Origin of the sequence: Flavobacterium sp. HJJ (genome assembly GCF_015351475.1) — a bacterium.
GTDB classification, from domain to species: Bacteria; Bacteroidota; Bacteroidia; order Flavobacteriales; family Flavobacteriaceae; genus Flavobacterium; species Flavobacterium marginilacus.
In genome coordinates this window covers 35,476-47,494 of record NZ_JADKPR010000014.1, presented here as the reverse complement: position 1 = coordinate 47,494, position 12,019 = coordinate 35,476, and the positions used below count along the sequence as shown (strand labels likewise).

At 33.2% G+C, this 12,019-nt stretch carries 13 protein-coding genes; 5 read left to right on the top strand and 8 right to left on the bottom strand.

Annotation, left to right across the window (positions count from 1 at the left end; genetic code table 11):
• The 8 genes from murI to IRZ80_RS12285 all read right to left on the bottom strand — a co-directional run bounded on the left by murI (window position 1) and on the right by IRZ80_RS12285 (window position 8,378).
• A complete protein-coding gene (gene murI / locus IRZ80_RS12320) occupies window positions 1-777 on the bottom strand; it encodes a glutamate racemase (protein WP_194641868.1) in 777 nt (258 codons plus the stop codon).
• A 178-nt stretch (window positions 778-955) separates the two neighbouring features.
• The gene (locus tag IRZ80_RS12315) at window positions 956-1,456 is read right to left on the bottom strand and encodes an OmpH family outer membrane protein (RefSeq protein ID WP_194641867.1); all 501 of its coding nucleotides are present in this window, start codon (window positions 1,454-1,456) and stop codon (window positions 956-958) included.
• A 42-nt stretch (window positions 1,457-1,498) separates the two neighbouring features.
• On the bottom strand, window positions 1,499-2,500 hold the full coding sequence (locus IRZ80_RS12310; protein WP_194641866.1) for an OmpH family outer membrane protein: 1,002 nt from the start codon (window positions 2,498-2,500) through the stop codon (window positions 1,499-1,501).
• 35 nt (window positions 2,501-2,535) lie between these two features.
• Window positions 2,536-5,280, bottom strand: a complete 2,745-nt coding sequence (gene bamA, locus IRZ80_RS12305; protein WP_194641865.1) for an outer membrane protein assembly factor BamA — start codon at window positions 5,278-5,280, stop codon at window positions 2,536-2,538.
• A complete protein-coding gene (locus IRZ80_RS12300; protein ID WP_194641864.1) occupies window positions 5,213-5,950 on the bottom strand; it encodes an isoprenyl transferase in 738 nt (245 codons plus the stop codon). The genes bamA and IRZ80_RS12300 overlap by 68 nt, the downstream gene beginning before the upstream one ends.
• 6 nt (window positions 5,951-5,956) lie before the next feature.
• Window positions 5,957-6,634: a DUF6089 family protein gene (locus IRZ80_RS12295; RefSeq protein WP_194641863.1), complete on the bottom strand. Its 678-nt coding sequence runs from the start codon at window positions 6,632-6,634 to the stop codon at window positions 5,957-5,959.
• Window positions 6,635-6,784: 150 nt separating this feature from the next.
• Entirely contained in the window at window positions 6,785-7,669 is an 885-nt protein-coding gene (locus tag IRZ80_RS12290) for an NAD kinase (RefSeq protein WP_194641862.1), read from the bottom strand.
• A gap of 49 nt (window positions 7,670-7,718) precedes the next feature.
• On the bottom strand, window positions 7,719-8,378 hold the full coding sequence (locus tag IRZ80_RS12285; protein WP_194641861.1) for a CBS domain-containing protein: 660 nt from the start codon (window positions 8,376-8,378) through the stop codon (window positions 7,719-7,721).
• A gap of 114 nt (window positions 8,379-8,492) precedes the next feature.
• On the opposite strand from IRZ80_RS12285, the gene IRZ80_RS12280 reads away from it, so the two are divergent.
• The 5 genes from IRZ80_RS12280 (at window position 8,493) to IRZ80_RS12260 (ending at window position 11,972) form a co-directional block, all read left to right on the top strand.
• Window positions 8,493-9,206 carry a pyridoxine 5'-phosphate synthase gene (locus IRZ80_RS12280; RefSeq protein ID WP_194641860.1) on the top strand — a complete coding sequence of 238 codons (714 nt, stop codon included), beginning with the start codon at window positions 8,493-8,495 and terminating at the stop codon, window positions 9,204-9,206.
• A gap of 82 nt (window positions 9,207-9,288) precedes the next feature.
• Complete coding sequence (locus IRZ80_RS12275) at window positions 9,289-10,050, top strand: alpha/beta fold hydrolase (protein ID WP_194641859.1); 762 nt, start codon at window positions 9,289-9,291, stop codon at window positions 10,048-10,050.
• 46 nt (window positions 10,051-10,096) lie between these two features.
• Window positions 10,097-10,444 carry a phage holin family protein gene (locus IRZ80_RS12270; protein WP_194641858.1) on the top strand — a complete coding sequence of 116 codons (348 nt, stop codon included), beginning with the start codon at window positions 10,097-10,099 and terminating at the stop codon, window positions 10,442-10,444.
• A gap of 218 nt (window positions 10,445-10,662) precedes the next feature.
• Window positions 10,663-10,998, top strand: coding sequence for a heavy metal-binding domain-containing protein (locus IRZ80_RS12265; RefSeq protein WP_194641857.1), 336 nt, complete (start codon window positions 10,663-10,665; stop codon window positions 10,996-10,998).
• A 155-nt stretch (window positions 10,999-11,153) separates the two neighbouring features.
• Window positions 11,154-11,972: an MOSC domain-containing protein gene (locus IRZ80_RS12260; protein WP_194641856.1), complete on the top strand. Its 819-nt coding sequence runs from the start codon at window positions 11,154-11,156 to the stop codon at window positions 11,970-11,972.
• Window positions 11,973-12,019: the final 47 nt, after the last annotated feature.

Sequence of the window (12,019 nt, the reverse complement as noted above, 5' to 3'; positions counted from 1 at the left end):
TTAGAAATCTTTTTTTTCAACTTTGTATTTGTTTTCTAGAATTTCGGTCAGAACTTTTGGGCTTGTGTTTGTGTAAAAAACAGGCTCACTTTTTTCCGTAGCTGAGAAACCAACTTTATCACTGAGGATTTTTTGGGTTTGTCTGGCAACAGCCTGCCCCGAATCAATGATGTGAATGTGTTCTGGAAGAATTTTTTTTATCTGAGGTATTAAATACGGATAATGACTGCAGCCTAATACGAGATAATCAATGTTTTCTTTAATCATTGGGGTAAGATAGGAATGAAGTAATTCTGTCATTTCTGGAGAATCGATTTTACCGTCTTCTATCAGTTGGACCAAACCATGGCCTATTTGTTCGATAATTTTAGTGTCCTGGTATTTCTCTGTTGTTTTATTAAAAAGTTCGCTGTTAAGGGTTCCTTTTGTGGCTAGTATTCCTATTGTCTGTGTTCTGGAGTTAGTTGCTGCAGGTTTTATGGCTGGTTCAATGCCAATAAACGGAACGCTGTATTTTGCTCTTAATTCCTGAATTGCATTTGTAGTGGCTGTATTGCACGCAACAACAATTAACTTACATCCCATTTCTATCAATAAATCAGTGTTTTTCATGCTTAATGCAATGATCTCATTTTTTGATTTTTGTCCGTAAGGAGCATTTTTGCTGTCTGCAAGATAAATGGTTTGTTCGTTAGGCAGTAATTCATGAATGGCTTTCCAGATAGATGTTCCTCCAATTCCTGAGTCAAAAACACCAATAGGGTTATTGTTTATCATGCTTTTAGATTTAAAAATAGAGCGTTATTTACAGCTGTTTTTTAGAAATTGTTTATTGATAATTGCTTACTGTCTAAAGTGAAATTCAGTAGAATAAATATACTGCATTTTAGACCATAAAAAAAACTGCTCACTCTAAAATAGTTTAGTGTGAGCAGTTTTTAAATCTTTTTTTAGATTAAAAACCTAAATCTTTTTTTACGTCAACAGTAATATTTGTTCCGTCTGCAAGTAAAAGATTAGTGCTGTCAAGTACATACTGGAATCCTTTTGCTTTACCAACTTTTTGGATAGAAGCTTTCACTTTTTCCATAATTGGTTTCATGATTTCACTTTCTTTATTTTGTAATTCTTTTTGAGCGTTGTCTCTAAAGTCAACTATTCTTTTTTGCATATCTTGAACTTCTTTTTGACGTTCTTGATTTACAGCCTCAGTAACTTTTGCAGATTCTTCTTCGTATTTTTTTAATTTTGCTTGGTATTCTTCAACCATTTTTTTGTAATCAGCATCATAAGTAGTACCTAACGTTTGTAATTGCTTTTGAGCATCTAATATAGCTGGCATTTTTCCCATAATTTCATTTACATCAACATGAGCCACTTTTGTTTGAGCTTTTGTAATTTGGGTAGCTCCTATAAATAGTATTGCAGCAATTAGTAAAGTTTTGAATTGTTTCATTGTTTTAAATTTAGTAATTAATTAGTATTTATTATTTCTTTTTTATTTTACTTCATTCGCTTTTTTAAGCGCTTCTTTCTCTTCTATTTCTTTTAATCTCTTTTCTTCGAGCGCCTTTCTGTTTGCTTCTCTTTCTTCTAGTATTTTTTTTCTTTTTTCTTCTAATGCTTTTTTGCGTTCTTCCTGCGCACTTGGTTTGACTTCTTCAGTTCCTGTTTTAGCTGTTTCTGTACTTACTGATGGATCTGTAGTTTTTGTATCTGTGTTTGATGGCGCAACAACTGTGCCATTTTTTTTGGCTTCTTTTTCAGCTAACAGTAATTTTCTTTTTTCTTCGTATTTTCTTTTAGCTTCTTCTTGTGCTGCTTTTTTATCGGTAACCAGTTTCTCTCGTGTAGCCTGTTTGTCTAATATCACTTTTTCTCTTGCAGCCAGTTCAGGGTTTTCATCTATAGCATCTTCTTTTTCTTCTTTGAGCTGTTCTTCTTTGAGCTGTTTTTTAGTTAATTGTTCTCTTTTTTCAGTTCTGTTTAATATTCGGATTACCTGATCACTAATGTCAAATCTTTTTGCTGCGAAAAGGATAGTTAGATGTGAAGATTTATCAAATATAAAGTCGTACTTTTTTGCCTCAGCAATATCTTGAACCGCAGTGAAGACTTGATCTTGTATGGGTTTTACTAAACCTGCTTTCTGGATTATCAAATCTCCGTTTGGACCAAATCTTTTTTGCTGGTAATCTAGTTTTTCGGTTTCAAGAAACTTTATTTCGGTTTCTCTTTCTTCTATCAATTCAGCCGTTAATAAAGGTTTTTCTGCTTTTAGAGCTTCATTAAGTTTATTAATTTCTAATTTTTTTGTTTCAATTTCCTGCTTCCATTTTTGAGCCTTTTGTTCTAATTGAGCTTTGGCTTCAATATAGTTTGGTACATTCTGTAATATGTATTCCATATCAATGTAGCCTACTTTATTTCCTCTGGTCTGCGCATTAATTGCTGTTGAAACAATTGCGGATAAAATTATAAATAAAAATTCTTTTCTCATAATTTTTAATTTTAGAAATTTTAAACCAAATTCACTTAAAATTGTTGTCCTATTATGAAATGCGTTTGCCATCCGCTTGGTTTTCCTCCTGGTACAACAGCGTCATATCCGTAACCAAAATCAATACCTAATAATCCAAATGCAGGCATAAATACTCTTAACCCAACTCCTGTTGAACGAGCCAAGTTAAATGGCTGATAATCAGATAAATTAGCATATGCCTGACCAGCTTCCGCAAAAGTTAAGGCATAGATTGAGGCACTTTGTTTTAAAGTAATCGGATAACGCAATTCCAATGAGAATTTGTTGTAAATGGTTGCTCCATAGGAATCTCCACTCGTGGTATTTGCAGGTGTCAAAGATCCATTTTCATACCCTCTTAATCCTATATTTTGTCTTCCGTCTATAGAACTTCCAGCCATACCGTCTCCTCCTAGGTAGTATCTTTCAAAAGGAATCATTCCTCGATCCTGATTATATGCTCCCAAAAATCCAAATTGAACTAAACTGCGTAATACTAATTTTTTATATAAAGAGGTGTACCAGTCACCTGTAAACTGTACTTTATAGTATTCAAGCCATTTGTATTTTTCCTGATCTACTTTTCCAGGATCAGCAACAGCATCTTGATAATTATCTACTTTATTTGCAACAGTTCCTGTGGAAGGCAGTTTGTCTAAGTAATCACCAGCAGAAACAACTTTGTCATTGTTGTCTACGTATGATGTTCCAGCATATTTATATTTATATTTCTCTTGTTGTCCTAATGTCGCATAATCGATTCCATTGAAAAGCGAATATGGAAGAGTGAATTCACCAGTTATTGAGAATTCCGAACCATAAGTTGGGAATATTGGATTGAGTCCTTTGCTGTTACGTGTTAATCCTATATTGTATGATAAATTCTTTGAACTTCCGTTTGCAAAGGTGAATAAGCCGTAATAGTAATTATGCAGATCGTATTGCTGGAACCTTACCGATTGAGATAGGGTAAAATAGTTATCTGGAACAGTCAGCCTTTTTGCCATACCTACGGATAATGACATAATGTTAATGTATTTTGATTTGTCAATTCTCTGTGTTTGATAGTTAGAGCTGTACTGCTGGCTAAAAGCAAATGAAGTACTAAATGAAACAGGTTTTTTTCCTCCAAACCAAGGTTCTGAAAAAGATAAACTATAAGTCTTGTAATACGAACTTGCCTGTAAACGCAATGCTACCTTTTGACCGTCTCCCATTGGAAGAGGGCGGTAAGCATCTTTATTAAACAGATTTTTTGCCGAAAAGTTATTGAATGATAACCCAAGAGTTCCTACGAAACCACCTCCGCCATATCCCCCTTGGAGTTCTATCTGGCTGGCTCCTTTTTCTACAACATTGTATTCAATATCTACAGTTCCAGCTCCAGAATCAACATTTTTGAATTTTGGTTCTATTTTTTCAGGGTCAAAAAAGCCTAATTGACCAATCTCTCTAATAGTTCTTACTAATTCTCCTTTGTTGTATTTGTCTCCAGGTACTGTTCTTAACTCACGATAAATAACTTCGTCGTTTGTCTTGTCATTCCCTACTACAGTAATTTTATTGAAATAGGCAATTGGTCCTTCGGTAATACGAATTTCAAAATCAATTTTATTATCTACTGTTTTAGTTTCTACCGCATTAATGTTTGAGAATAAATATCCATTGTTTTGGTATAAATTGGTTATATCATCACCATCTGGTTTAGATTTGTCAGCAATTCTTTCCTGCAATAGTACACCGTTATATACGTCTCCTGTATTAATACCAAGCATGCTTCTTAAGCCTTCGTCTGAATATACTGTATTACCAATGAACTTAATATTACCAAAATAGTATTTAAGTCCTTCTTCAACTTTTATTTTAATATAAATTGCATTTTTTTCTTCATTATATGCAACAGAGTCGCTTACAATACGGGCATCGCGATATCCAATTTTTTTATAGTTGTTGACTATTTTTTCCAAGTCTTCTTGGTATTTGTCCTCAATATATTTTGATCTCTTTAAAAAGTTGATGGAGTTTTTGACTTTTGTGTTCTTCATTGAACTTAAAAGTTTTTTTCTCGGGACTTCCTTGTTTCCTTCAAAATCAATCTTATATATTTTTATTTTGTCGCCAACATCTACTTTTACGAGCATGTTTACCTCGTTAGACTTTAAAGTGTCTTTAGATGTAGTTATATGAACTTTGGTATTGAAAAAACCATCTTTTTTGTATTTTTTCTCAATGTAATTTTTGGTAGTTGTAATTAAATTTTCAGTTACAATTTTACCATTTGTAAGACCATTATCCTTAATAAAAGTTTCGGTTTTGCTTTTGGATACTCCAACAAATTTTACCTGTTTTATTTTAGGCAGCTCTTTTATGTTTAAGTCAAGGAAAATGCTGTCATTTTCTATTCTGTTTACATAAAAAGATATCTCGTCAAAAAGACCAAGTTTTCCAAGTTTTTTTATGGAACTGCTGATTTGTTCACCAGGAATTGTAATTTCCTGTCCTTTCTCTAATCCGGCAAATGTCACAACGGTCTGTGGGTTGAAACTTATGTCTCCAACAACTTTTACATCTCCCAATATGTATTTTTTACCTTGGTCAAAAGGCACCCTGTCCTGTGCTTTAATTTGAGTGAAAGTTCCTAATATTATAAAGGTAAGGACTAGTTTTATGCTTTTATGTAACACTAAAAAATTATTTAATTTGTTCGCTTGTTTTTCCAAATCGACGTTCTCTTTTTTGATAACTAATGATAGCTCCATATAAATCTTCTTCCTTAAAATCAGGCCATAACACATCAGTAAAGTATAATTCTGAATAGGCTATCTGCCATAACATAAAGTTACTTATTCTATGTTCACCACCAGTCCTTATTAATAAATCTACATCAGGTAAATTATGCGTGTAAAGATGCTCATTAATAATTGAATCGTCAATAGTGTCTATTGAAATTATATTATTTTTAACTTTATTGCTTATTTCTTTTATTAGATGTGTTAATTCTTCTCTAGATCCATAGCTTAGAGCAAGGGTTAGTGTCATTTTTGTATTTCCTTTGGTCTGCTCAATGCAGTCGGATATTACTTTTTGAGCAGCAGCGGGCAGTTTGTCTATGTTACCAATAGCATTCATTCGAATGTTATTTTCCAGCATTGATTTGAGTTCTTTCTTTAATGATCGTACCAATACTTTCATTAAAGCTTCTACTTCATATTTTGGTCTGTTCCAATTTTCGGTTGAAAAAGTATATAACGTGAGGTATCTGACTCCTAAATTGGAGCACTCTTCTATGATTTTTGTTAAAGATTCTGAGCCGCTTTCGTGTCCAATTGTTCTCAAGAATCCCTGCTGTTTTGCCCAGCGGCCGTTTCCGTCCATGATAATGGCTACGTGTCCGGGAATATTGTCTGTATTTATTTCGTTTTTTAGCATCTTTTTTTAATCTGCACAGTAACATGGTTTTTCTCCAAAAGTATAAGTTAGTGTTATACCTGAGAAAACATACCAGTCATTATTATTTAAATTTCCAAATTTTGGTAAACCGCTGTCACTAGGATTACTGCCATCTATATTGTCTGTAAATGAATATCTTGCTCCAGTCTCCAGCCCGATAATAAAACTTCTTGATAAATTAGTTTTAACACCTAAGGTTATTGGAATGGCAATTGTACCCTTTGAACTGTTTTTTTTCGTTTTTCCTGATTCTATATATAGGTCATCATAAAATAAATAGCTTAGACCTGTATATACATAAGGAGTAAATTTTGGTCTTTCCTGATGCAAATTAAAATCAAAAAAATTAAATTCAATTCCAGCTGCTAATTCTTTTATGTTATTTGTAAAGCTGTATCCTCTGTTGTAACGGCCTGGTTCTTTTGAGTTACTGTCATCACCCGAAATTTGTGACTGTGTATACGAAAATCTATAAGCGTGCCTTGGGCTTCTGTTCCATTTATACAAAATGCCAAAAGCAGGTTCATTTGGGTCAATATAAGTTGTTGAACCTACATCTCCTATATAATTACTCCCTCCAAGAAAAATTCCTATTTCATGTATTTGAGCATGAATGGAATTAATCATGAAAAAGCATAGAAAAGAAATGAAAATTTTCCTCATATAATTAATAAATTGCCTGCAAATATAATAATAATCAATAGTATTCAACATTCATCCGATGAATACTGTCTTTTTTTAGACGAGATCTCTTTTTTAAAGTATGAATCTCGTAATTGTAACGATAAAATGATATATTCAGTATATGATTTTTTAATTTCTTCTATCTTCGCCCCAAAGGAGTTTTGTTCTTAGTGTTTTAAAGAATGTTTCTCCTGGAATCTCTACCATGTTTATTTCAAAATCAGTTTTTTTGATGCTCAGAACAGAATCATTTTTGACACTCATAATTCTAGAATCCAAAGAAACTAAGTATTGTTCTTCTCTTCCCGATACTTTTAATCTGATTTCAGTTGTATCTGGAACGACCAGTGGTCTTGCATTTAAATTATGTGGAGCAATTGGTGTAATTACCAGACTTTTTACATCGGGTGTCAAAATTGGACCGCCACAGCTTAGTGAGTAGCCGGTTGTTCCTGTTGGAGTGGCAATAATTAGCCCGTCCGCCCAGTATGAATTTAGAAACTCATCGTTTAGATATGTGTCTATAGTTATCATCGAAGTTGTGTCTTTTCTGCTTACTGATATTTCATTCAGTGCAAAATTAAGTCCTTCAATAGCTGTATTGTCTGGAGAATAGGATATGCTTAATAGGGTTCTTTTGGAAATTTTATACTTTTTATCAATAACAATCTGCATGAAAGCGGCAATGTTTTCCTTTTGTACCGTTGCCAAAAAACCTAATCTGCCGGCATTTATGCCTAATATTGGAATTCCGGAATTTCGTACCAGTGTTACAGCTCTTAACATCGTGCCGTCGCCTCCTATACTGATCAGCATGTCAAAACTGGAATCTAAAACATCATGAGAGGAAAAAGTTTTATACTCTTTTTCGATGATTTTTTTTTCATACAGCATGTTCAAGAAATCGGATTCAATAGCCATTTCTACATTATTATTGTTGAAAAATACAAAAATGTCTTTTATAATTGGTTCTGTGCTAACCAAATAGTATTGGCCATAGATAGCTACTTTCATTTTTTTGATTTTTTTGATTGTTATTGATTTGGGGGCTTTTATTCAATAACTACATATTCAGGTATTTGTCTAAATAATCCGAACGTTCTTTAAGGCTGTTAATGTAATTGTCTTCGTTATGCTCTGAAATGATATCGTAATTATATCTTCTGAAAGTCTGAATAATTTCGTTCAAAGAACCAACGCTGATTTTAAGAGTAATTTCGATAGTATTTACATCTGAATTAGAAATAAATAGTCCTAAAAGTTTACCATTGTTGCTTTCTACAATCTGTGTTATTTGACTCATCGAATAGTCTATGGTGCTTTTACTTACAATAATAATAGCACCAGGTTCTTTTAAAAAAGGGGCTTCATGAAAAAATTTGATAACATCTTTAATTTCATAATAGCCAATATATTTATTGTTTTCATCTAGTATAGGAACCAGATTAGCATGGTTTTTTGCAAAAACTTCCAAAACATCCAGCCAGATCATATTTGCTCTTGCAAAAAAATGTTCTAGAGTATATCTGTAATCAGTGATTTTTTTATCACTGTCAAAGGTTTCAACATCATCGGCCGCTATGCTTCCAATGAAAACTCCTTCTTCAATAACTGGAAAATGCGAAAAGGTTAAGCCGTCAAAAAAATCCTGAACCGCTCCAATAGTTTCTTGGGTGTCAATTGCTTTGTAGTCGTTCGTAATGTAATCTTTTAAATCAGTCATAAATTTTCGCTCAATAAACGATGCAAAATAATCAAAAATAAGCTAAATATGCTACCTTTTACTTTGTATTTTTGTGATTTCAAAATAATAATGCATTCGATTAATACTTTTTCTATGACAAAACTTAGCGTTAATATAAATAAAATTGCCACTTTGCGTAATGCCCGTGGTGGAAATGTTCCTGATTTACTTAAAGCAGCATCTGATATTCAGAAGTTTGGCGGTCAGGGCATAACAATTCATCCGCGTCCGGATGAACGTCACATACGTTATCAGGACGCACGGGATTTAAAATCTATTGTTACTACAGAATATAATATAGAAGGAAATCCGCAGCATAATTTTATCGATTTAGTTTTAGAATGTAAACCAGATCAAGTAACCTTGGTTCCAGATGCTATTGGAGCAATTACATCTTCTGCTGGATGGGATACCATAAAAAATCAATCGTATTTAGCTGAAGTTATCAAAGAATTTCAGAGAAACGGGATTAGAACTTCCATTTTTGTTGATCCAATTAGTGAAATGATCGAAGGAGCAAAAAAAACAGGAACCGACAGGATTGAATTATATACCGAAGCTTTTGCGCATCAATACAGTCTGGGTAATGAAAAAGGAATTGATCCTTATGTGAAATCGGCAATTTTGGCTAACGAATTAGGTTTAGGAATTAATGCTGGCCACGATTTAAGTTTGGATAATATTAAGTTTTTTAAGCAAAATATTCCGGGATTATTGGAAGTTTCAATTGGTCACGCTTTGATTGCCGAGGCGCTTTACCTTGGATTGGATAATGTGGTTAATATGTATCTGCAAAAGTTGAAATAGTTTTTAAAATTAGTTTTTTGATTCCGGAACGCAGAGTTTAATTCTGCAGTCTAAAATCTAAAATCTGCAATCTAAAATAAAAATGCTCTACTCTAAAATAGAAGGTTCAGGAAAGCCTTTACTTATAATTCACGGATTTTTAGGGATGTCCGATAATTGGAAAACGTTAGGAACTCAATTTGCTGCTGATGGTTTTCAGGTTCATTTATTAGATTTACGCAATCACGGGCGCAGTTTTCATTCGGACGAATTCAGTTATGAAATCATGGTTCAGGATGTTTATGCTTATTGCCAAGAAAATGCTCTCGAATCGATTGATGTGATTGGTCATTCTATGGGGGGGAAAACCGCAATGCTTCTGGCTACAGTTTACCCAGATTTAGTTGATAAATTAATAGTTGCCGATATTGGACCTAAATTTTATCCTCCGCATCATCAGGATATTTTGGCAGGATTGAATGCTGTAGATTTTTCTGTTAAGCCCAGCCGTAATGAAGTAGAAGAAATAATGAAAAATTACATTCCAGATTTTGGAACTCGTCAGTTTTTAATGAAAAGTTTATTTTGGCAGGAACCCGGACAGCTTGCTTTCCGGTTTAATTTAAAGGTTTTTAATGAAAAAATTGATGAAATAGGCAAAGCCTTAGCTTCTGATCAGGTTTTTGAAAAACCAGTGCTTTTTATCAGAGGAGGAAATTCCAATTATATACTTGACAGCGATTTTGATGGCATTCATAACCATTTCCCAGATTCAAAAATACTTACTATTCCAAACGCTGGGCATTGGCTGCATGCAGAAAATCCTAAAATGTTTTATGAATTTGTAAGTCTTTTTTTAAAATAATGAAGTAATATTTATTACATTTATAAAAATTTTAAAACATATAACTATGAATTTAATTTTGAGAATAATTATTACTGCAGGATTAGTTTTTGGAATTGCTCATTTCTTACCGGGTGTTCATGTAGCTGGCCCGTTTACTGCAATGGTGGTGGCAGTTGTTTTGGGGTTACTTAATATTTTTATTAAGCCTATCATGGTATTGTTGACTTTGCCTTTTACAATAGTAACTTTAGGATTGTTTTTATTGGTGGTAAATGCTTTGATTATTTTATTGTGTACAAAGATAGTAGGAGGATTTGTAGTAGACTCATTTTGGGTTGCTATGTTTTTTAGTATCATATTATCATTATCTCAATCTATTGCTTATTCTATTATTGGAAATGATAAAAAGTAGTTTTTTAGACTATCGTTTATACCGGAAGTTAAAAACAATGTATTTTATTCCGATTTTAATAGAATAAATAGTTTGAATCTTCATATAAAGATAAACTGCATTTGGTTTTTTTAAGATGTTAAATGCATTTTTTTATTAAAGAATATTCAGTAAAAAGAATTAATTTTAGGTGAAAAAATAGTCAGTATTTAATAATTTTATAATCAAAAATAGAAATCATGAAAACATTAATTATTGTATTAACCGCATTCTTTGCTATGGGAACTGCGGTATCGGCCCAAACAGCAGCAGCTCCAAAAAAAGAAGTTCAAAAAACGATGTTTACCTGTCCAATGCATCCTAAAGAAATGAGTGACAAAAAAGGAAAATGCAGTAAGTGCGGCATGGATTTAGTTGCCGCTAAAGAAACTGTACATAAAACAGCCGGAAAAGAAAAACAGACTGCAAAAAGTAAATATGTCTGCACAATGGACGGTTCAGCATCAGATAAGCCTGGGAAATGTCCAAAATGCGGAATGGCAATGACTGAGAAAAAGGAAGATAAAAAAAAGTAAAACATAAATTAGTAGTTTCCCAACAGCCTTAACATAAGGCTGTTTTTTGTTTGCAGCATAATTTGATTTTAAAGTTTGGCTTGACAGGCATAATAAATTTTGATGTGATAAATCAAAAGATATTCTTAATTTGTAGATTTGAAAAAAATAATAGTATGCTGGAACTTTCAGAAATCTGGGTATATCCTGTAAAATCGTTAGGCGGAATTCAACAGCAGGAATCAAATGTTACGGATCGTGGTTTAGAGCTGGACAGACGCTGGCTTTTAGTCGATGCGGATGGCCGTTTTTTATCGCAGCGTGAATATCCAGAATTGGCACTTTTTAAACCTGAAATAGCTGGGGATTCTCTAAGAATTACTCAAAGAGTTCTTTCGGAATCGATTGATGTGCTGCTTCGTCCCGTTTTCTCTAAAGAAGAAAAAATTGAAGTCACGGTTTGGGAAGATACTATCGAAGCATATGAAGTTAGTAACGATAGTTCTGATTGGTTTACAAAACTATTGGGTTTTCCGGTACGGTTGATGTATATGCCGGATGACAGCGAAAGAAAATTAGACCCAGATTACTCAATTACCGGCAATGAGATTACTTCTTTCTCGGATGCTTATCCTTTTTTGATTATCGGGCAGTCTTCGCTGGATGATTTGAATGGAAGACTGGAAACAAAAGTTCCGATGAATCGATTCAGACCCAATTTTGTTTTTACTAATGGAGAGGCTTTTGAAGAAGATAATTGGAGAGAATTTAAAATTGGCAATATTTCTTTTGTTGGAGTGAAGCCTTGTGACCGTTGCGTGATGACCACAGTTGATCAGGAAAAAGGCGTGGTTTCAGGAAAAGATCCTTTGAAAACATTAGCCCAATATAGAAATTTTGGAAACAAAGTATTGTTTGGACAAAATGTCATTGGATTGGGATTAGGAATTGTTTCGGTTGGTGATGAAGTGAAGGTTTTAAGTAAGAGCAAATAATAACGATAATAACAGCAAAGAGTGTAAAGTATTACGCAAGGTTCGCA

Bases quoted from the DNA above. Each gene is read 5' to 3' on its own strand.
- IRZ80_RS12310 (WP_194641866.1), bottom strand. From the start codon at position 2,500: ATGAGAAAAGAATTTTTATTTATAATTTTATCCGCAATTGTTTCAACA.
- IRZ80_RS12295 (WP_194641863.1), bottom strand. From the start codon at position 6,634: ATGAGGAAAATTTTCATTTCTTTTCTATGCTTTTTCATGATTAATTCC.
- IRZ80_RS12300 (WP_194641864.1), bottom strand. From the start codon at position 5,950: ATGCTAAAAAACGAAATAAATACAGACAATATTCCCGGACACGTAGCC.
- murI (WP_194641868.1), bottom strand. From the start codon at position 777: ATGATAAACAATAACCCTATTGGTGTTTTTGACTCAGGAATTGGAGGA.
- IRZ80_RS12285 (WP_194641861.1), bottom strand. From the start codon at position 8,378: ATGACTGATTTAAAAGATTACATTACGAACGACTACAAAGCAATTGAC.
- bamA (WP_194641865.1), bottom strand. From the start codon at position 5,280: ATGGAGCTATCATTAGTTATCAAAAAAGAGAACGTCGATTTGGAAAAA.
- IRZ80_RS12270 (WP_194641858.1), top strand. From the start codon at position 10,097: ATGAATTTAATTTTGAGAATAATTATTACTGCAGGATTAGTTTTTGGA.
- IRZ80_RS12260 (WP_194641856.1), top strand. From the start codon at position 11,154: ATGCTGGAACTTTCAGAAATCTGGGTATATCCTGTAAAATCGTTAGGC.
- IRZ80_RS12315 (WP_194641867.1), bottom strand. From the start codon at position 1,456: ATGAAACAATTCAAAACTTTACTAATTGCTGCAATACTATTTATAGGA.
- IRZ80_RS12265 (WP_194641857.1), top strand. From the start codon at position 10,663: ATGAAAACATTAATTATTGTATTAACCGCATTCTTTGCTATGGGAACT.
- IRZ80_RS12280 (WP_194641860.1), top strand. From the start codon at position 8,493: ATGACAAAACTTAGCGTTAATATAAATAAAATTGCCACTTTGCGTAAT.
- IRZ80_RS12275 (WP_194641859.1), top strand. From the start codon at position 9,289: ATGCTCTACTCTAAAATAGAAGGTTCAGGAAAGCCTTTACTTATAATT.
- IRZ80_RS12290 (WP_194641862.1), bottom strand. From the start codon at position 7,669: ATGAAAGTAGCTATCTATGGCCAATACTATTTGGTTAGCACAGAACCA.